This window comes from Phormidesmis priestleyi ULC007 (assembly GCF_001895925.1).
Taxonomy (GTDB): Bacteria; Cyanobacteriota; Cyanobacteriia; order Leptolyngbyales; family Leptolyngbyaceae; genus Phormidesmis_A; species Phormidesmis_A priestleyi_A.
Map to the genome: position 1 here is coordinate 96,043 of NZ_MPPI01000003.1, position 19,610 is coordinate 115,652.

Consider the following 19,610-nt stretch of genomic DNA (forward strand, 5'->3'; position numbering starts at 1 on the left):
CAAAAAAAGTGGAACGTTTTGATCCACTTAGTTGATGTTGCTGGCTGTTAGCAAACTAGGCACACGACCGTTTTTACTCGTCAATTTTCCTGTCAGAATCTGACGATAAGCAGCTTCATAACCGTTGGTCATTTTCTGAACGCTAAACTCATCAATCACACGCTGACGACAAGCTGCCCGATCGATCTCATCAATGCGATTCAGCGCTGCAATGCACTCATCCACGGTGTCACACAAGAAACCCGTCTCGCCGTGAGCAATCACTTCAGGAGCCGAGCCGAGCCGCATCCCGATCACGGGGGTTCCAGCTGCCATTGATTCCACCATCACCAACCCAAATGGTTCTCGCCAGGTGATCGGGAATAGTGTCGCGATCGCACTCCCCATTAATGTGTTTTTCTGAACGTGGTTCGCCTCACCCAAATATTGAATTTGCTTGCCGTCAATATGCGGTGCAAGCTCTTGCTCATAGAACTTACGATCGACAATATCGATCTTTCCTGCCATTTTTAGGTTCCAGCCTGTGCGCTTGGCAATCTCGATCGCCAGATGAGGCCCTTTATCAGGAGACAACCGACCCAGAAAAGCGAGATAGGGCGACTCATCAGGCTGGGCATAAAACTTATAGCTGTCAACATCAATGCCGTTATAGACCGTAGAGACGCAGTTCAGCCCCAGTTTTGCTTCTCTCTGGGCGTTTGAAATGCTCACAAATGGCTGCTGACGCGATCGCCAAAACATCTTCTCGTTGTCGGGGGTGAACACGCCATGTAGCGTGTGAATGGTCGGCGTTTTAACAAATTTTGCATAGGGCAACGCCGCGCAGCCCATATGAGAATGGATGATGTCAAAATCTTCTGCCTGATCATAGACCTGGCTAAGTTGAAGCATTTCGTAAATCGAATACTCCTTCACAGTCGGATCTTGGCGCAGGGCACGACTATGAACTGATTCAAGATTCGCTAAACTGAGCGAGTCACCAGAAGCAAATAGTGTCACCTCATGTCCGCGTCGTACCAGTTCATCGGTCAACAAACTAACGACCAGTTCAATGCCGCCATAGGCTGGGGGAGGAACTCTTTCCCACAAAGGGGCGACTTGAGCAATCCGCATATAAACCTCCTACAAAAATCAAACTAGATTTGGAAAGCCTTGATTTCAGATCTGATTGGTTGACAAGTAATTTTTAAAACGACTTATTCCCAAAGGGAGTTAAGTCAGGTTTACTGGAAAATTTAACATTTGCCAAGGCGGTGATTTCGACTTGACAAGTGCAGACGACTACACTTGTTGTATGTGTAGTACGAAGATCTGCGGAAGCTGGGTAAGTAGAAATACTTAAAAGCAGTCGGATGCGATCGCAGTTCTGCAACCCGCGTTTAGAGGGTAGAGTCAAATCCTCATACATCGCTCTATGACGCTAAAGCAAGATCGCCAAGCGCTCAAAAATGAAGCGATTTGAGGCGCTGCGAAAGTATTCTAAAACACTTAATCTAGGTCGATCGCAAGAACTTATTGCATTTCTGAGCAATTGTTCTTTTTTGTACATAAAATAAATTATTTTTTATTGCGAATTTATTCAATTAGGATTGGCTCACCGAGTAATCCTATAGAGAGTTTACAGATTTTGCAAGTCGATCGCAGGGAATTTAAGGCTTTTTTCTAAAGACTTTCTGATCTTTCTGGATCGTCTCCTCTCGCTCCTCAAACTCTCTAAATCTAGACAGCAGCCAATTGTCAGTTTTTTAGGGTCTGCCCCTTGACTCAAACCAAGGATGATAGAATTAGCACTCAAGCTAGGGGTGCCCAATTGGGCTGAGAACAAACCCTTAGAACCTGAGACTGGGTAATGCCAGCGAAGGGAAGCTGTTTATCTTGAGGAATCGAATATGCGGACAGACTGGATCGCGAAGCGAAGCGGGCACAAAAACGTGTCTCAGATGCACTACGCCCGTCAAAGCATCATCACCGAAGAGATGCACTATGTGGCTCAGCGGGAAAACCTCCCAGCCGAGCTAATTAGAGCCGAAGTGGCACGGGGTCGGATGATTATTCCTGCGAATATTAATCACCCTAATCTAGAACCGATGGCGATCGGCATTGCTTCTCGCTGCAAAGTCAACGCTAACATTGGCGCGTCACCTAATTCATCAAATTTAGATGAAGAAGTCGATAAGCTCAGGTTGGCGGTGAAGTATGGCGCAGATACCCTGATGGATCTGTCTACCGGGGGCGGAAATCTAGATGAGATGCGGATAGCAATTATTAAAGCTTCGCCAATTCCGATCGGCACGGTTCCGATCTATCAGGCGTTAGAAAGTGTTCACGGCAACATCGAGACGTTGACCCCAGACGACTTTCTTCACATCATTGAAAAACACGCCCAGCAAGGCGTTGACTATCAAACCATTCACGCGGGGATTTTGATCGAGCATCTCCCCCTCGTCAAAAATCGCCTGACCGGAATTGTGTCTCGTGGCGGCGGCATTCTGGCTCGTTGGATGCTGGCACATCACAAGCAAAATCCGCTTTACACGCACTTCAACGACATCATTGAGATCTTCAAACGCTATGATGTCTCGTTTAGCTTGGGCGATTCGCTGCGTCCTGGTTGCCAACACGATGCCTCTGATACTGCCCAGCTAGCCGAACTCAAAACCCTCGGACAACTCACCCGCAAAGCCTGGGAACACGACATTCAGGTGATGGTTGAAGGGCCGGGGCACGTCCCGATGGATCAGATTGAGTTCAACGTGCGTAAACAGATGGAAGAGTGTTCTGAAGCGCCCTTCTATGTGTTGGGGCCACTGGTGACGGATATTGCGCCGGGATATGACCACATCACGTCAGCGATCGGGGCAGCAATGGCAGGCTGGTATGGCACGGCAATGCTCTGCTATGTCACGCCCAAAGAGCACCTCGGCTTACCCAACGCTGAAGACGTTCGCAATGGCTTGATTGCTTATAAGATTGCGGCTCATGCGGCAGATATTGCGCGTCACCGTCCGGGCGCACGCGATCGCGATGATGAACTCTCGAAAGCTCGCTATAACTTTGACTGGAACAAACAGTTTGAGTTGTCGCTCGACCCCGATCGCGCGAAGGAATATCACGACGAAACGCTTCCCGCTGATATTTATAAGACGGCTGAGTTTTGCTCGATGTGTGGCCCTAAGTTTTGCCCGATGCAAACTAAAGTCGATGCCGATGCGATTACAGAACTGGAGAAGTTTTTGGCGAAAGAGCCTGTAGCGCAGAGTTAGGACAGTTTCTCAGTGGCTAAAAAGCCTGTTTCCTGAGTGGGGACAGGCTTCTTTATTGATTTTCTATTGCTCTCTGATTTGATATGCACGTAATCAGCTACCGATGTTTACGCGACTATGGCGAACGACACGCCGACTGCAATGAAGCTTTAGATAACTGGTTTAGAATTGCTAGTAAAGCTGACTGGTCTAACTTAGTCGAGGTTCAAGCCGTTTTTCCACAAGCTGAAGCAGTTGGTAACTTCACGGTTTTCAATATTAAAGGAAATAAATATCGCTTGATAGTGAGCATCGATTACGAAGGGCAATTGATATACATCAAATATATTCTCACTCACGCAGAATACGACAAGGAGAAATGGAAAAATGACCCTTATTTTTAATCCAGATAAATATGCAAATTTGCTGTCTCAGTATCAGCCGAGATTAATTAGAACTGAGGAGGAAAACAACAAAGCTTTGGCGATCGTAGAAGAATTAATGCACCGTCCAAATCGCAGCCTAGAAGAGAATGAGCTTTATGCGTTGCTGATCACGCTAATTGAGAAATTTGAACAGGACTATTACTCACCTGGTAAGGCTTCTAATCCTCGCTCTCTGCTGCTCTTTTTAATGGAGCAACGCAACCTCAAACAATCAGATTTGGTAGATGTGATGGGTTCTGAGGAAGTTGTTTTAGAAGCGATCGCTGGCAGCCGAGAAATCAATCAAGCTCAAGCAAAAGCTTTAGGCGGATTCTTTCAAGTTGATCCGAGTTTGTTTTTGACTTAAGGATAGATGATTTTAGAATTAGGCTAATTGGTATTCAATCAAACTGATGCGATCGCTTTCTTGCAAGGCTAAAAATTCTTGATGCAGAATGAAATTTCTCACTCTGAAGTCAGGATTCTGACCCAACAAAGATATCCCTCACCTTGACTCGAACTTGGGATATTACACTACAAACGATCGGATCTTCCACTGCATACACTGCTTCTTCACTGCTTCTTCGTAGAGTCCTCTCGCCTCACATCCCTCGAATCACCTGTGTAAACTCATTCACCGCATCATACTGGTCAGCCATTCGTGAATACTGTGCCAACACCACCAAATCTAAATCAGGCAGCAAAGAACTTTGGGCAACCCTTTCGTAGCCATTTTCTTGAAGGCAATAGGCTGAAATTGTGCCGTCTTCCCAGAACCAAACTTCAGGGACTTTTAAGCGTTTGTAGATTTCTAGCTTGCTAATTCCGCCACTGGTAACGGTGATTTCTAATACTAAGTCGGGGATAGGCTTTTTAGTGCCCAAACTGTACGACTCATCCGGTTCTCGTCTTGCGCCATCTTTCCGCTTGCCGAGAGTAGTGCTTCCCCGAATATAAAACCGAATTCCTCGCTCTCGCATAAAAGCTTCTATCAAGCGACTGACGGTACATTTGGGTTCTTCGTGTTCTTCAAAAAACGGAGCCGTGATTTCTAAAAATCCATCCAGGTAGATTAAGCGTGCGCCTGTGCCTTCTAGCTCTACGTCTAGTCTTTCGAGAGCATCCCAAGTGAGGTTGTAGAGAAGGACGGAATTTTGGCGAGTTGGTTTTTCGAGAACTGGAGAATTCATAGGTCGATCGCTCTAAACCTGGATGTGATTATTTTAGGCGCTTTAGCCAAGCCCGATCGCGGCAACTAAGCTCGATGTCCCCAACAGATTAACAGCAGTGCCAGAACAAATAGGACACATACAAGCGGCTGGCGACATTGGGGGTTGTACTTGGGAAGTTGAGGCAACGGTTGCAGTCAGTCCACTCGCAGCAGCGACTATATCTAGAGAAGCATTAGGAGCTGTGATCGCAGCAGGAACCGCCACGGCTTGCCAACTACCTGAACTGCTATAGGTATAGTAAGTGTCCCCAACAAGCAGCTTCATTGAGCCATTAGCACCATAGTAGTTTTGCAGTCGGATAGAACCAGAACCTAGCCCGATCGTCAAGTCGCTTCCGCTGACCGCAGTGGTCAGATTAGACAAGTTAAATCCTGCAAGCTCTAGACTATCGGCAGCACTGCTAGAATCAATCACATCATCTCCCGTAAACGTGCCAAACGTATAGCCTTTAAAGACATTGCTTGCAGTGTTGGCGATAATGTAATCATTGCCACAGGAAGTAATGAGATTTTCGATCATAGTGCCCTCAGCGATCGTGGTGCCAAAGTTAGACGTGGCGGATTGCGAACCCTGGGGAATTCCATCGGTCGGCTGACTATCCTGACCATAGTCATAATAAGTTGACCCATTGTAAGAAGATTGAGTGGTTAAAATGCCACCTGGATTGAGGTCAAACCGATAGCTTGACCCACCAGACAACCCAGAAAAATCTAAGGTGTCTACCCCACCAGCATCCCAAATGCTCTGCTTTAACTCAGTGGTAGTGCTGCCAAAAAACTGATTTGCAACGCCATAACCATAGACCGTGTTAAACGTGTAGGTGGTCGCGTCGGCGTTTTGATTTCTTGCCCCATAGAGATACTGCAACGCCCGAATATCATAACTCATGGGCGTAATGGCTTTACTGCCATGATATTGTGTGTCACTCGTGCCATTGTTATAAGTCATCACAGTGTTGGTCGTGTTATCTTCAGTTGGTGATAAGAAAGGTGCTTCTGTAGTGCCCCCTCCAACGTTGTAATTTCCGGGGTGTTTTAAGCCAAGCGTATGCAGCGTTTCATGAATCAGTGACATATAGCCATAGGTTCCTGCACTTCCTTCAAAACTTGTGGCTCGATTAGGGTTGAGATGAATATCACCCCCACTATTAGAGCCTGGATAGTAGCCATAGGCATAAAAGCCGTAGGCAGCATCGTTGGAGTTTGCCTTACCGTCAGAATACATATAGCGGATGACTCCACAACTTGTTGCCGTATCGGCCACTTCGACAAACCGGACGTTGATAAACGACTCGATCGACGACAAAATCGCCCGCACATTATTCTTAATGGTAGTGCTGATCTCCGAAACGATCTCGCGACCCGTGTAACCAGACGCATTAGCGTAAAAACTGTAGGTAATCACCCCACCATTCACGCTCGTATTCCAATAAGCGCGGTTTGCGTTCAAGAGGGCATCGATCAAGGGATTGCCAGATGCTGCACCATAATTTACTACAGGGTCTTTGACCACATTGGTGATGGACACCTCCTTAGAATCGCTGCCTATGCCTCGGTTGGCGTTGTTGCTCTCATTTGCCTCGCTGACTGCATTGAGCGAATCAACAATCATGCCAATGTGGTAGCTATTAGTGCCATCTTTAACCCAGAAGCCATCAGCAGATCCAGGTAGATAGAGCGTCTTGCTGATTGTTGCCGTTAGCGTGTTGGCGGCTATCGTGTCTAGATCACAGATTGCGAGGAGACGATCGTCTGTTGTCATCGTGGTGTCTTTCGAGAGATAGAACGCCACCCGGAAAGGTCGAGCATCAGCACCCGTGTTTTGAATCTTGAAATTAGCCGTCAGGCTGTCTCCTGTGGTGAACGAGACTTGGGCAATATCAAAGAAAGAGCCAAACAACTCCGGTTGAGCATCAAACTCCAAACTGTCTTGCCCAAAATCGGTTTGAGAAGAGATTAGACTGTTGCCATAGTCATATTCGCTGCCTAACAAGTTTGTGCCCGATGCTTTCCCTTGATTGAAGTAATAGGGAGTATAAGTCTTTTGACTATTGTCAATATCGTAGTATCGATCGACAAAGACTTTGCCGACATCAGTAGCAATTCCTTCTCGACTGGATTTTGTGATGGAATAGTTGCCGTTTGAGCCGATGTCGTTATTGTTTGGATTCGAGTCCAAAAGGCTTCCAACTGTGTAAGTTCCCGGTTGAGCATAAACCCATCCACTATAGTAGTCAGCCGTGTTGTCTTTCCCGTTATAGTAGTAGATGAAGTTATATTTAGAGTAGCTAATGTCATAGACCCATTTGTCTAATCCAAAGTCGTTATCGCTACTGTTTGAGTTGCCAATAAAATCGTATTCACTGCCTAGATAGTTTGTGCCTGAAGTTTTTCCCTGTCCAAAATAGACGGGTGTGTAAGAGGTAGAGTTCTCGCTGTTGTAGTACTTGTCTACAAACACCTTACCCAGATCGGCAATATTTTCAGCCGCGATCGCTGACTTAATCAGATATTTGCCAGCGTAACCCGTCTCATTGTTCCCAATCACTGCATCAAAAAGTTGACCCGCGCTATAAGTATCAGCATAAGCATAGACATGTCCTGTATAGTAGTCTTTACAGTTGTTACTCCCGTTGTAGTAGTAGGTAAATTCGTATTGGTAGATAGGCAGGGCAGCCGACAAATTAAGTGTGTAGCTTGTGATGTCGCTTCCATTTAAGCTAAGCCGAACATAGTAAGTGCCCGCAGATAATAACCCACTGCTAATAGATTCTGCTGAGTTGCCAGCGATCGCAGAAGTTTGAATTACCGCACCACTGCTGTTAAGAAGCTGTAGATCAACATTTGCGCTAAGACCATTCAACGTCAGGCTTAAACTACTGTTTGCAGACAGTGTAAATTGGTAATCATCCTCAAGATCATTAGCACTGCCTAGCGATTCTCGGAAGGTGGCATTTTTATCCAGCGTTCCGATGTTAAAAGCATTTGCGATCGTGTCTCCGACTACATCATTGATCAGCTTTTGTTCAAATTGCTTGCCAACCCCTTCTATCCTCCAGTTTGGGTCAGCAACTTTGGTAAGAAAAACCGCCGACTCAATGACGTTATTGTTCATCAGCCAAACTGCGTTTTCACCAGTGACATAATTTCGCCAAATGACATCAGTCTGCCCATCCTGATTGAAGTCAGCAACTCCTTCTATATTCCAATCTGTGCCAGCAACTTTGGTAAGAAAAACCGCCGACTCAATGACGTTATTGTTCATCAGCCAAACTGCGTTTTCACCAGTGACATAATTTCGCCAAATGACATCAGCCTGCCCATCGTGATTGAAGTCGGCAACTCCTTCTATATTCCAATCTGTACCAGGAACTTTGGTGAGAAAAACCGCCGACTCAATGGCGTTATTGTTCATCAGCCAAACTGCATTCTCGCCAGTGGCATAATTTCGCCAAATGACATCAGTCTGCCCATCGTGATTGAAGTCGGCAACTCCTTCTATATTCCAATCTGTGCCAGGAACTTTGGTGAGAAAAACCGCCGATTCAATGGCGCTATTGTTCATCAGCCAAACTGCATTCTCGCCAGTGGCATAATTTCGCCAAGTCAGCTCGGTTTTGAGATCAAAAACAGCAGACAGATTCAGACTATAGCGAGTGCTGTCTTGACTCGTAGAAACCCGGAGATAATAAGTTCCTGGATTGAGAACTGCACTGACCAGTTCACTGATCGCGCCCTGGTTGTTCGATATCGCCAGAATTTCGCTGCTGCTGACGGTGCCGTTGCGATCGCGATCTTGAATTAGCTCCAGGTTGGCATCTCCACTCAAGCGATCGAGCACTGTACTGAGACTGCCGTAACTTTTTAGCTGAAACCGATAATAGTCGGTTAAATTAGCGCTCACTGAGTCAGTTAACGTTTGCGCGCTAGAAGACAGGCTGATCTCTTTAGCCGTCTCTAAAGTATTATTTGACACAAGGTTTCCTCTGCAAGAATCTGAGTTTTCTTTAGAGTTCCTTGCAGAAGATTAAGATCTATGTACTTATAAAAACTTTACATATAAAAGCACTTGCGCCTACGAGATTTCACTTAGGCTGGTTAAGAGATCGGCTCAAAAACCATTTGAGGAATTAGGAGCCGCCCTTCCTCCGATTCGACTAGTTGAGCAATGCCCAAAAACCGATTGTCCTCATGACGAACTCGGACGATCGCAGCATTGATTACCTCATCTGTTACCACTTTTTGTCCCCATCGCCAACGCTTGGCAGGTTCTTCAGGCAGGGTGAAGATCGGCAAGTGAGCCAGAGCAATATCGGGATCGATCGGCGAGAAAGCCTGATCTTGCACTTGAGTAGCAAATTCGTCTAATGTCAAGCTGTCACTGAGCGTAAACCCACTGCTATCAGTGCGAATCAGTTTGGCTAACGTGCCTCCTACGTCTAACATCGCGCCCAAATCACGGGCGATCGAGCGAATATATGTCCCCGACCCGCAGGCGATCGCCAAGTCTAATTCTGGAAACTCGCCCGATCTCCAATCCAAAATTTCTAGCTGATAGATGTCTACAGACCGGGCAGGGACTTCAATTAATTCGCCCGATCGGGCCAGATCATACAGCCGCTTTCCCTGAACTTGAATCGCACTATAGTTGGGCGGCACCTGCTGAATCGTGCCTTGAAAGAGCGGCAATTTTGATTTCACCGCCTCTAAGGTCAGTCCTGATGCAGGCTGCTTCGCAAGCACCTCGCCCTCTAAATCATCAGTCGCAGTCGTCAACCCAAAGCAAATCGTTGCGTGATAGGCCTTATCTGAAGGCAAATATTGCAGCAGTCGAGTGGCCCGACCTAGCGCGATCGGCAACACGCCCGTCGCAGCCGGATCGAGCGTTCCGGCGTGACCTACCCGCTTTAGCTTTAAAATTCGCCGCACTTTCGCGACACAATCATGAGACGTAAACCCCAAAGGTTTGTTGAGGTTGAGAAACCCGTTAATCACAATTCACCTTTATTTAACGCTCGATAGAAGTGGTTCACTCCGATGATGAATTCGGGAGAGCTACCTAAATCCCCAAGATTGGGGGACTTTGAACCGGAAATTTTGGCTTGAAGTCCCCCCAATTGGGGGATTTAGGGGGCAGAAGCCGCTGAGAACGAAGCGAAAAAACTCGTCGAACTCACCTTTATTTAGTCAATTGGTCTACATTTAGCGATCGCACTAGACTCAACGGCAAAGGGTCTTGACTAATAAATTGGGCATAACTAGCCGACAAATAGGGTCGATAGTTGGGCTGATTGGCGATGTAGGTTTCAAAGAATGCCAGACTGAGGGCATTCATATAGCGACGGGCAACTTCTGGAGCAGGGCCCACCACTTCAGGCGGCAACGGGATCGAATCATTAGTCGTGGTTTCTTCTAACGTAGAGAAATGAGTGCCGCGATCGAGCAGCGCCAGATAACGATCGGGAGACTGCAACCAGGTAAAAGGCTGCACCTGCTCTGGCAGCGCTGGGGCAACCGTATCGGCATTGCCAGACACAATCATCGTGGGAATTGAAATTTGGTTGAACCCAGCTTGACCGATCACCGCACTATCGATCGGGTTAATGGCAAAAATCGCTTTCACGCGTGAATCTTGCAAGCCATAGTTGAGGGGCGGTAAGGCATTTGCTCGACATTGCAAAAGCACCGATAAGTTGAGGGTGTTGTCAAGCGCTTGAGTGCCACAGTCTTTTTGCAGTTGCTCAAAGTTGATCGGCGCACCTGCCAGCGCTAAAACAGTGTAGCCTCCAAATGATTGCCCTAAAACGCCAACCTGCTCTAGATTAAGACGACCATAGCGGGGGTCAGACTTGGCACGGCGCGTCAGGTCATCTAGCAGATATTTAATATCAAGCGGACGATCGACAAACTCACTCGGTGCGGCAGCTTCACCAACCGTTCCGGCAACCAAGGCTTGAAGCTGTGCGGCATTGCTGCCAGGATGTTCGGGCACTGCCACCGCAAACCCATGAGAGGCGAGATGCTCGGCTAAATAGCGAAACGTCGTGCGATCGGAACCTAAGCCGTGAGAAATGATCACTACCGGAATTTTAGGGGCTTGGCGCTCCGTTCTGATCTGCGGAAGATAGACATCGACCGGAAACACGCGATCTCTGCCCAATGCCGTCACAAAGCTGCGCGTTCGATCGACTAATCGGATCGTTTGTTTTTGCCAACTAAATGCGCCTCGACTTGCCAAATCGGGCAGCGGAGTCGTAGTGGCGATCGGCGAAGCGAGGGCTTCTAGTTGTGCTAGTTGGTTGATCGTGGCGGTGGCTTGGTTAGTGCGGCTGACTGCCTGTTCTAATTCTCCGGCAATTTGGAGGCTGCGCTGCAAGTCGATTCGCAGTCCGCGCGTCGGAAATTTGCGAAACACATTCAGAGGAGTCAGCCCTTCGGGATCGCTGGATGCTAAAATCAACGCCGCTCGAATTGCATAAAAGCCCGTGTCTCGCGATTCGGGCTGAATCACCTGACCCAAACGCCGCAGCAAAATTTCTCCTTGAGGCGTGTAGAGAAACTGAGAAACCGCGATCGGGGTTAAGTCTGCCCGCACTACTAATGCCTGCCGCAAATCTGCCAATCGTTTGGCATCTGCATATTGAGAATAGACGAACAGGTCGCTATCTAATTCACCTTTGCGGACAAAGGCTTCAAGGGCAGCCACCGAAATCGATCGTTCCAGCGCACCATAAGATACATAAAGTCGCTCGGCACTGACAGCAGGACGAGCCAGCAGGGCGACAGGAATCAGACTCCAACTCAAAAGTTTGAAGCTTTGCCGAATCCAATTAAGTCGGGGTTGAGAACGATCGTACATAAAAAACACTGCTCCAATCGAGGGCAAGTGCAGAAATTACTCTAGGTTCAGCATAATTGATTTTAGGCGTTGCAGGAGGGGATGAAATGGCTGTAGGGGTAGCGCCCCCGTGCCTACCCCTGACGGAGGGCAACCACGGGGGGATTGCCCCTACCCAATCATCCTATTCCGCAATGCCCAATTTTATTGGGACGCAATGGGACGATCGCTCACAACTTACCTCCTATGACTCGGCGGTTAACAATTGCAGGAGTTCTGCTTCTGAAAGTAATGAAATTTCTAACGATCTAGCTTTTTCTAATTTAGAACCTGCATCGTCTCCTACGACAACATAGTCGGTTTTTTTGCTCACCGAATCTGTGACTTTGCCGCCCGCTTTTTGAATCAACGCTTTCGCCTCGTCGCGCTTGAGGGTGGGCAGCGTTCCCGTGACTACAAAGGTTTTACCTGTAATAGCAGTTTGAGCTTTGGGCGCAGTTTCCTCGTCTCCGACTAGTTGCAGACCCGCCGATCGCAGCCGTTCAATTAAAATCTGATTAGCGTGATTTTGAAACCATTGATGCACCGATTGGGCAATTTCAGAGCCAATGCCATAAACCTGCGCGATCGTGGCTGAAGTCGCCTGTGCAAGCTGCTCAACGCTAGGAAATGATTGCGTTAACACCTGAGCATTCACACTGCCGACATGACGAATTCCTAACCCATAAAGGACTCGCGACCAGGGTTGTTTTTTCGATTCTTGAATGGCCTGAAGGATTTTCTCAGCCGATTTCTTTCCCATTCGCTCTAGCGTTAAAAGTTGCTCGATCGTCAACTCATACAAATCACCCACTGAATGTACTAATCCCTGATCCACGAGTTGCAATACGAGCTTTTCACCCACGCCGTTGATATCCATTGCATCTCGGCTGGCCCAGTGGGTCAATGCGCCCCGCAGAATAGCAGGACAGGACGTATTAATGCAGCGAGTCACAGCTTCGTCATCGGGTTTGACGAGCGCTTCGCCGCACTCTGGGCAGTGAGTCGGCATTGGGTAAGGCACGGCACCCGCAGGACGTAATTCTGGCAACACGCGCACGACTTCGGGAATGATTTCTCCAGCTTTGCGAACGATCGCCGTATCGCCAATCCGAATATCTAATTCGGCAATGCGATCGCGGTTGTGCAACGTGGCCCGCGAAACAGTCGTTCCCGCTAACTGGACGGGGCGGAGTTCTGCGACTGGCGTAATCGCTCCGGTGCGTCCCACATTGACGCTGATATTTTCAACGATCGTCGGCGCTTCTTCGGCAGGATATTTGAGCGCGATCGCCCAGCGTGGAAACTTTTGCGTAAAGCCCAATCGCTCTTGCAGATCAAACGAGTTGAGTTTGACGACCACGCCATCGGTGAGATAGCGAAGTTGGGTGCGGGCGATCGACCAGTGATCACAATAGGCGTGAACGTCCTGGATTGTCGGACAAAGCTGACGCTCTGGGTTCACCCGAAACCCCACTTTCTGCAAAAACTCCAGCGCTTCCCATTGAGATGAGAGACGGATTTTTTTTGACTCGTCGTTTTGAATGTGCAGCGTGTAAGCGTAGAAATCTAATTTGCGTTGGGCGACGATTCGCGCATCCAGTTGGCGAAGTGTCCCGGCGGCAGCGTTACGCGGATTGGCAAAGAGGGCTTCTCCGGCTTGTTCACGTTCTCGATTAATTTGCTCAAAGGAATCTAACGGCAGAAATGCCTCGCCGCGAACCTCGACGACAGCAGGTGGATTGTCGAGAGTGAGGCGCAGGGGAATCGATCGGATCGCCCGGACATTTTGAGTGATTTCTTCCCCAGTCACGCCATCGCCGCGCGTTGCCCCTCTGACCAGCAGTCCATTTTGGTAAGTCAGTGCCAGCGCCGAGCCGTCAATCTTGAGTTCACACACATATTTAGACCGAGTGATATCTGGCTCTACTTTTCGCCAGCGCTGTTCCCACGCCGTTAAATCATCGTTGCCAAAAGCATTCTCTAAACTATAGAGCGGAACGTTATGCTTAACTGAGGTAAACTGACTCGCGGGGCGCTCTCCGACTCGTTGAGTGGGGCTATCGGGCGAAATTAATTCCGGGTAACGAGTTTCTAAATCTTGCAGTTCATGATAGAAACGATCGTAGACGGCATCTGCGATCGTCGGCGCATCCAACACGTAATATTGATAGCTTGCTTTTTGCAGAATCTGAGTCAATTCCTGCACACGCTGTTTGATCTCTAGCGTTGCTTGCTCTACTGAGTCCATGCCGAATCTATCCACACAACTTAGTTTATTTGTACCACTAATTCACGCGACTTGCCGTTAGTGGAAGCGTTATTATAAACTTCGTTGTCTGCCTCAGTTCAGATTTTGCTGAGGGGTTACAAAACGAACACGATCGAGTATCCTAACTAGTAATTCCGTACTTTGGGGTAAACCATGCGGGTTTGGCTGGCTTGTTTTCTAGTTTTGTTTGGGCTATCAGAACTGTTTCAGTGGATGAAGCAGCTTTCGTTGCCGTTGCCTGTATTTATTTTGGGTGGGGCATTTTTGGCGATCGTGTCTAACTACGATCGTCGTGCCGGATTTCCCTTCAACATGATCAGTAGCCCAACTCGTGATTCTCAAGCGATGCCTCCCGCACCCGCTCAGACGGTCATTCCCCGATCGTCGTCACCTCAAAAGCCGATCTCATTTACGATCCGCAAGTCAGACTAAGGATCGTGAATTAAATAACTCCGACTGTTGCAGTTCATAAACATCGGGGTTAACCGCTCTCAGGCAACCAATCTTCCGCCAACACTAGCTCTAGAGAATAGGGACACGCATCTGGAAACATCGCAATTTCCAGACTGGTTTGTTTAGCAGCTTGGCGACGTGCCCGTTGATAACTCTCTTCAAGTTGCTCTGCGGGATAACTTTTTAGACTGGGACTATCTTCAAGAGCCAATTCAATCTGAGTCCGCGCATCCGTGATGGAATCTAACCAACTATCCGATCGGCGCTGAGATTGATATTGCCACTTGAGCAGATGCAGTAAAAGACGAGTTAGCTGACTAGCAATTCCTCGCCGTTCACTCTTACCCAAGTCTTCAACCTCTTCAATCAGATGCAGCACGTCAATTTCGTGCCAGCGGCGCTCCCGCAACAACTGAGTTGTTTGAGCAATCCACGAATTAAAATCTGCCAAGTATGTCTCACTCACGATTTGATGCCTACCACTAATCATTACGGAGCGCGGTTGCAACACATTCATCATAACGCTTGATACGCATGGCGCTTTTCACATATTAGAGATTGTGGGCAACATCCCAACTGCGCCCAACCAAAAAATAGGAGGGCTAACGTTCCGATTGAGCGGCTGCAAATGACATCGACACCTTACGTTGTTGACTGCACTCAATTTCTGATGCGATCGTAAATGAGAACAGAGCGATCGCATCTAAAACGTAACTTTGTTGAGTTCGACACGACCGCCCTCAAATACTTGCACCATTAGCTGATAGCCCTCCATCAGGGACATGCCGACAAGTGGTTCTGAATCAGCCTCATCGACCGGGATTTTCAGAAGATTCCCATCCCAGACTAAAACTGCTTCATAAACATTGAAAACGCATTCACTCCCATCGCCAAGAATGGCTCGTCCTCGCCTTTTCCATGTCAGATTTAACTGAGCGATTAAATCTGAAGACAGTGAAAGCCAACCATTAAAGCCTGTGTCCACGATCGCGTCTTGTGTGTAAACCTTTCCATCGGAGCCACAAACTGAAAGTGGAATCATCGGCTCAAAATCTGCGTTGACGATCCCGATGATCATACGGCTCTCTTCGTGCGTCCGCCAAATCGACGAACATGGCGGGAACCAATGCGGACAATCCAGATTTGAGCGTTAGGGTGACGGGCTTCGAGGCGATCGCAGGCAGCAATTTCACGCGCATCAACTTCAAAGTCTCCGGTTTCGAGGTCGATCGCCACAATTTTACCATGATTGCCTTCCTCAACTTGGGCGCGAACCTGAGATTCATATATCTCATCGCCACGTCGAGCAAATTCTTCTTTGCTGTAGCGGGGTTGTCGAACTGTCATCGGCTTGACCTCGTTTCAACGTTAATCCCCCACATCTTAACTTGGGAGACTAATTGTTTTCCTCAAGGACTATGTTAGGCAGAACAATTGCACCTTTTTAATCAAGTTTTTACTAATCTTACGGCTAAGGCAGCGGAATTCCCAATGAACGAATGGCAAGCTTGACAATTCCTTTAACAACATCACTGACTGCTGCATCACCCAAGGATTGACTCCACTTAACCAATTTGTCCTGCATTGTTCGATTGTTCTGAGCTTGAGTTGCTAAATCTTCTGCTACCCGCTTTTGAGCAACTTCAACTGTTACACCTCGATTTTGCAACTGCTCAATTAAATCTTCGATAGGTGCCGCTGCCAAGCTTAAATCCTGACTGAGATGAAGGTAATTGACCTCATCTTCGTAAATACTCGGAGCACTTTCATTCAGATATTCTCTGCCTCTAAAATCGTCTCTATCAGGTAGAGTGAGTATAGTAGGCTGACTTAATATTAGACTAAGTAAATTAGCAAGTTTTGATGTGACATAGGAAGGGATTAATTTATGATTTTTCGTTCCCGAATAGATCACGAACCTAATTAAGCTGTGATAGAAATCAACTGCTGCACGTTGGGCGGGCTTAGTAAACTCGTGATGTTTAAGAATATCCCCTAGCGCATAGTAGATTGCGTGAGACACGAGAAAAGCGTGGTCAGTATCAGCATCGTAAAGGTCATAGTCTTCTACTTTGACTTTGAGAGGATAACCGACTTCTTTTGCTATCCCGTAAATAGCTTTTGCCGCACCGTATACCTTTTCGCGTCCGTAATTTGTACTAATTACGGAACAAATAGACTGATTAAATTCAGGTTCACCATAATTTTCTAACTGACACAAAATCCTGCAATAATATCCGATTGCGCGAATACAATTATCCACCCCAACATCTACAAGAAATTCATCGGGTGCATGAACTTCAAACATTTCTTGTAAATGCCTAAAAAACGCTCCTGATCTGCTGGCTGGAATCGATTCGTAGAAAACTGATGAAAGCTTCCACACTCCGCCATACCACTCCATCATGCTGTACAAGGGCATTGAGGAGTACTTTTGTAATTCTTCGGCAGATAACATAGGTACAAAGAGAGAAAGGTCTAATGAGGATCTACACTAGCTAATTTGACTGTTCCTTAAACTTTAGCCCTAATCTTGCAGATTACTGACCTCGAAAATCCTTTCAAACACTAAAGGTTTACTCCACGTTCCCGCAGACTTCACCCTTATAATAGAAAGCTGCTATTAGCCTTCAGTTGCATCCTGCTTCTTGGCTGCGTATCCAGGAATTTTTAAGCCATGTCAGACGATCTTCGCGCTACTCGCCTCGAAAAAGTTGAGCAACTCAAGCAACTAGGCGTAAACCCCTACGCTTATCGGTGGCAGTCAACCCACCACGCTGCCGAATTGCAGGAAAAATATGCTGACTTAGCCAGCGGTGAAGAAGTCAAAATCGAAGTCGCGATCGCAGGCAGAATCATGGCGCGGCGCGTCTTCGGCAAACTGGCATTTTTCACGCTGCAAGACGAGACGGGCACGATTCAGCTTTATCTCGACAAAACGCGCATTCAAGAAAACATGGGTGAGGCAGACCCTCAAGCCTTTGACCATCTCAAGCAACTCACCGACGCGGGTGACATCATTGGCGCAAAAGGCACCGTCAAGCGCACCGAAAAAGGCGAACTCTCGGTCTACGTCAATGAATATGTGATGTTGACCAAATCGCTGCTGCCCCTGCCCGACAAATGGCACGGCTTAACCGATGTCGCAAAACGCTATCGTCAACGCTATGTTGATTTAATCGTCAACCCCGAAGTGCGGCAAACCTTTCGTCGTCGTGCCCTGATTACTGCGGGAATTCGTCGCTATTTGGATCAGCAAGGCTTTATCGAAATCGAAACGCCCGTTCTTTTGTCAGAAGCGGGAGGAGCCGATGCGCGTCCGTTTGTCACCTATCACAACACGATGGATATGGAGCTTTATCTCCGCATTGCCACCGAGTTGCACCTGAAGCGCTTAATCGTGGGTGGTTTTGAGAAAGTGTTTGAACTGGGGCGCATCTTTAGAAACGAAGGCGTTTCGACCCGACATAATCCAGAATTTACGTCGATCGAGGTCTATCAGGCATACGCTGACTATCACGATATGATGGCGCTGACCGAAGCGATCATTACCACCGTTGCTCAAGAAGTCTTGGAGACTTTAAAGATTACTTACCAAGGCGAAGACATCGATCTGACTCCTCCCTGGCGTAGGGTCACGATGCACGACGTTGTTCAAGAAAAAACCGGACTAGATTTCACGCAGTTCCAAACTTTAGACGAGGCAAAAGTCGCGGCAAAAACGGCTGGACTGCATGACATTGAGAAGTGTGGCTCGATCGAAAGACTTCTCAACGAAGCCTTTGAACAAAAGGTAGAAGACACCCTAATCCAACCGACGTTTGTTTTAGATTATCCCGTCGAGATTTCGCCACTCGCAAAACCGCATCGCTCAAAGCCTGGGCTGGTCGAGCGATTTGAGCTATTCATCGTCGGACGGGAAACTGCAAATAGTTTTTCGGAGTTAACCGATCCTTTAGATCAACGATCGCGACTAGAGGCACAAGCCGATCGTAAAGCCGCCGGAGATCTCGAAGCCCAAGGCGTTGACGAAGACTTTCTCACTGCGCTGGAATATGGAATGCCGCCAACTGGAGGGTTGGGAATCGGCATCGATCGACTAGTCATGGTGCTGACTGATGCCCCTAGCATTCGCGACGTGATCGCCTTCCCATTACTAAAACCTGAGAAATCTGATTCCGAGGAGTCTTAGAAAGATCTGTGCGGGAAGTCAATTTTTATCGAACATAGACTGATGATTGCCCTGTTGAAGAATGTTTAGATTCTTTATCAGGCAACAATGGTTCGGACAAAATTAGGCAGCAATCACGCCGTAAGAGCCTAGGGTTTGGTAGTTAGGGTGGGATTTAATCTCCGGTGGGGAGAGGTCTAACGTTGAGATCAAGGTGTCCAGCAAATGGTCATTGAGTGCCCGTCGCTTGACACTTGCCATCGAGAAGACAAAGGAGCTTCCAGCTTGGCAAGATTGAGAGCGGTGAAACTGGCATTGAAATGGAAATCCAGCTTTTTGACCGACCGCGCTTGGCAGGCACACAGTCCGGTGAATTGTTTCGCGTCTCGGAAGAGAAATTCGATTTGAAAGCGCAGTTTGTAGAACTGCATAATCTGAGTCGGGTCTTGTTCGACATCCGACATCAGTGCTGAACAGCAGGCAAGTGCGAACTCGGTGAAGGCGATGGTCTACCAGGTAGGTGACTCGAATCGCCCGTTTCAACGAGACGTGCCAGACTCGTTGGGTGTAGAGGTCAAACTGGGGTTGCACGGTTTCCACAAAGGTGAAGCGGGTGAGGTCTTGGAGGTCAACTTTGCTGTCGTACTGACGGGGGTGCCCCGCTGCTTCTGCACCCCGGTATGCTAAATATTGCACCGTTGAGGGGAGTTGAGGGCGTATCAGGGTGAGATGCCCCAGATCTTGATCCATCCGGTGCGCTTTGTTTCTAATCTGCACCCTATCTGATGGACAGAAAAGCTATCCATCAGATAGGGTGCAAAAACTGTCTGGACTATTGCAAAACCGAACCCTCATTCAATTGGGAATGAAGGCTGCTTAACTATCATAGCGATCGCGCTAAAATTGTCCGTGCTTTGATTGCTGCACTCAATTTTTGAT

The 19,610-nt window shown here is 47.8% G+C and carries 16 protein-coding genes and 1 riboswitch; of the genes, 5 read left to right on the top strand and 11 right to left on the bottom strand.

Annotation, left to right across the window (positions count from 1 at the left end; all coding sequences use genetic code 11):
• Nucleotides 1-27 precede the first annotated feature (27 nt).
• The gene (locus BRW63_RS04340) at nt 28-1,113 is read right to left on the bottom strand and encodes a glycosyltransferase family 4 protein (RefSeq protein WP_073069696.1); all 1,086 of its coding nucleotides are present in this window, start codon (nt 1,111-1,113) and stop codon (nt 28-30) included.
• A gap of 675 nt (nt 1,114-1,788) precedes the next feature.
• A riboswitch (TPP riboswitch) is annotated at nt 1,789-1,881 on the top strand.
• An 8-nt stretch (nt 1,882-1,889) separates the two neighbouring features.
• Between BRW63_RS04340 and thiC the strand changes: the two genes are divergently transcribed.
• The 3 genes from thiC (at nt 1,890) to BRW63_RS27125 (ending at nt 4,034) form a co-directional block, all read left to right on the top strand.
• Nucleotides 1,890-3,263, top strand: a complete 1,374-nt coding sequence (gene thiC, locus BRW63_RS04345; RefSeq protein ID WP_073069697.1) for a phosphomethylpyrimidine synthase ThiC — start codon at nt 1,890-1,892, stop codon at nt 3,261-3,263.
• Between the two features lie 83 nt (nt 3,264-3,346).
• A complete protein-coding gene (locus BRW63_RS27120; RefSeq protein WP_083582690.1) occupies nt 3,347-3,646 on the top strand; it encodes a type II toxin-antitoxin system HigB family toxin in 300 nt (99 codons plus the stop codon).
• Nucleotides 3,630-4,034 carry a helix-turn-helix domain-containing protein gene (locus BRW63_RS27125; protein WP_083582692.1) on the top strand — a complete coding sequence of 135 codons (405 nt, stop codon included), beginning with the start codon at nt 3,630-3,632 and terminating at the stop codon, nt 4,032-4,034. Before BRW63_RS27120 ends, BRW63_RS27125 begins: the two co-directional genes overlap by 17 nt.
• 235 nt (nt 4,035-4,269) lie before the next feature.
• Here BRW63_RS27125 and BRW63_RS04355 read toward each other — a convergent pair whose 3' ends face one another.
• From BRW63_RS04355 to ligA, 5 genes are all read right to left on the bottom strand, one after another.
• Nucleotides 4,270-4,857 carry a Uma2 family endonuclease gene (locus BRW63_RS04355; RefSeq protein WP_073069698.1) on the bottom strand — a complete coding sequence of 196 codons (588 nt, stop codon included), beginning with the start codon at nt 4,855-4,857 and terminating at the stop codon, nt 4,270-4,272.
• Between the two features lie 42 nt (nt 4,858-4,899).
• The gene (locus tag BRW63_RS04360) at nt 4,900-8,874 is read right to left on the bottom strand and encodes a pre-peptidase C-terminal domain-containing protein (protein WP_073069699.1); all 3,975 of its coding nucleotides are present in this window, start codon (nt 8,872-8,874) and stop codon (nt 4,900-4,902) included.
• A gap of 122 nt (nt 8,875-8,996) precedes the next feature.
• Complete coding sequence (gene truB / locus BRW63_RS04365; RefSeq protein WP_244913207.1) at nt 8,997-9,893, bottom strand: tRNA pseudouridine(55) synthase TruB; 897 nt, start codon at nt 9,891-9,893, stop codon at nt 8,997-8,999.
• 184 nt (nt 9,894-10,077) lie between these two features.
• Nucleotides 10,078-11,757, bottom strand: a complete 1,680-nt coding sequence (locus BRW63_RS04370; protein ID WP_073069700.1) for an alpha/beta hydrolase — start codon at nt 11,755-11,757, stop codon at nt 10,078-10,080.
• Between the two features lie 223 nt (nt 11,758-11,980).
• Entirely contained in the window at nt 11,981-14,026 is a 2,046-nt protein-coding gene (gene ligA, locus BRW63_RS04375) for an NAD-dependent DNA ligase LigA (protein WP_073069701.1), read from the bottom strand.
• A gap of 174 nt (nt 14,027-14,200) precedes the next feature.
• Between ligA and BRW63_RS04380 the strand changes: the two genes are divergently transcribed.
• Nucleotides 14,201-14,479 (top strand): hypothetical protein, encoded by a 279-nt coding sequence (locus BRW63_RS04380; RefSeq protein ID WP_073069702.1) that lies wholly within the window; start codon nt 14,201-14,203, stop codon nt 14,477-14,479.
• A gap of 49 nt (nt 14,480-14,528) precedes the next feature.
• Here the strand turns inward: BRW63_RS04380 and BRW63_RS04385 are convergent, their stop codons facing one another.
• The 4 genes from BRW63_RS04385 to BRW63_RS04400 form a co-directional block, all read right to left on the bottom strand.
• The gene (locus BRW63_RS04385) at nt 14,529-14,966 is read right to left on the bottom strand and encodes a DUF29 domain-containing protein (RefSeq protein WP_073069815.1); all 438 of its coding nucleotides are present in this window, start codon (nt 14,964-14,966) and stop codon (nt 14,529-14,531) included.
• 237 nt (nt 14,967-15,203) lie between these two features.
• Entirely contained in the window at nt 15,204-15,578 is a 375-nt protein-coding gene (locus tag BRW63_RS04390) for a clan AA aspartic protease (protein WP_073069703.1), read from the bottom strand.
• Nucleotides 15,575-15,847: a hypothetical protein gene (locus BRW63_RS04395; RefSeq protein WP_073069704.1), complete on the bottom strand. Its 273-nt coding sequence runs from the start codon at nt 15,845-15,847 to the stop codon at nt 15,575-15,577. Before BRW63_RS04395 ends, BRW63_RS04390 begins: the two co-directional genes overlap by 4 nt.
• Nucleotides 15,848-15,971: 124 nt before the next feature.
• The gene (locus BRW63_RS04400) at nt 15,972-16,958 is read right to left on the bottom strand and encodes a hypothetical protein (protein WP_143161999.1); all 987 of its coding nucleotides are present in this window, start codon (nt 16,956-16,958) and stop codon (nt 15,972-15,974) included.
• A gap of 219 nt (nt 16,959-17,177) precedes the next feature.
• Here BRW63_RS04400 and lysS point away from each other — a divergent pair, with 219 nt between their 5' ends.
• Nucleotides 17,178-18,692 carry a lysine--tRNA ligase gene (lysS, locus tag BRW63_RS04405; protein ID WP_073069706.1) on the top strand — a complete coding sequence of 505 codons (1,515 nt, stop codon included), beginning with the start codon at nt 17,178-17,180 and terminating at the stop codon, nt 18,690-18,692.
• Nucleotides 18,693-18,794: 102 nt separating this feature from the next.
• Here lysS and BRW63_RS30145 read toward each other — a convergent pair whose 3' ends face one another.
• Nucleotides 18,795-19,421, bottom strand: a complete 627-nt coding sequence (locus BRW63_RS30145) for a hypothetical protein (protein ID WP_083582694.1) — start codon at nt 19,419-19,421, stop codon at nt 18,795-18,797.
• Between the last annotated feature and the right edge of the window lie 189 nt (nt 19,422-19,610).

Coding starts and splice junctions, on each gene's coding strand:
- BRW63_RS30145 (WP_083582694.1), bottom strand. CDS start 19,421: ATGGATCAAGATCTGGGGCATCTCACCCTGATACGCCCTCAACTCCCC.
- BRW63_RS04400 (WP_143161999.1), bottom strand. CDS start 16,958: ATGTTATCTGCCGAAGAATTACAAAAGTACTCCTCAATGCCCTTGTAC.
- BRW63_RS27125 (WP_083582692.1), top strand. CDS start 3,630: ATGACCCTTATTTTTAATCCAGATAAATATGCAAATTTGCTGTCTCAG.
- thiC (WP_073069697.1), top strand. CDS start 1,890: ATGCGGACAGACTGGATCGCGAAGCGAAGCGGGCACAAAAACGTGTCT.
- BRW63_RS27120 (WP_083582690.1), top strand. CDS start 3,347: ATGCACGTAATCAGCTACCGATGTTTACGCGACTATGGCGAACGACAC.
- lysS (WP_073069706.1), top strand. CDS start 17,178: ATGTCAGACGATCTTCGCGCTACTCGCCTCGAAAAAGTTGAGCAACTC.
- BRW63_RS04370 (WP_073069700.1), bottom strand. CDS start 11,757: ATGTACGATCGTTCTCAACCCCGACTTAATTGGATTCGGCAAAGCTTC.
- BRW63_RS04380 (WP_073069702.1), top strand. CDS start 14,201: ATGCGGGTTTGGCTGGCTTGTTTTCTAGTTTTGTTTGGGCTATCAGAA.
- BRW63_RS04355 (WP_073069698.1), bottom strand. CDS start 4,857: ATGAATTCTCCAGTTCTCGAAAAACCAACTCGCCAAAATTCCGTCCTT.
- BRW63_RS04340 (WP_073069696.1), bottom strand. CDS start 1,113: ATGCGGATTGCTCAAGTCGCCCCTTTGTGGGAAAGAGTTCCTCCCCCA.
- BRW63_RS04395 (WP_073069704.1), bottom strand. CDS start 15,847: ATGACAGTTCGACAACCCCGCTACAGCAAAGAAGAATTTGCTCGACGT.
- ligA (WP_073069701.1), bottom strand. CDS start 14,026: ATGGACTCAGTAGAGCAAGCAACGCTAGAGATCAAACAGCGTGTGCAG.
- BRW63_RS04390 (WP_073069703.1), bottom strand. CDS start 15,578: ATGATCATCGGGATCGTCAACGCAGATTTTGAGCCGATGATTCCACTT.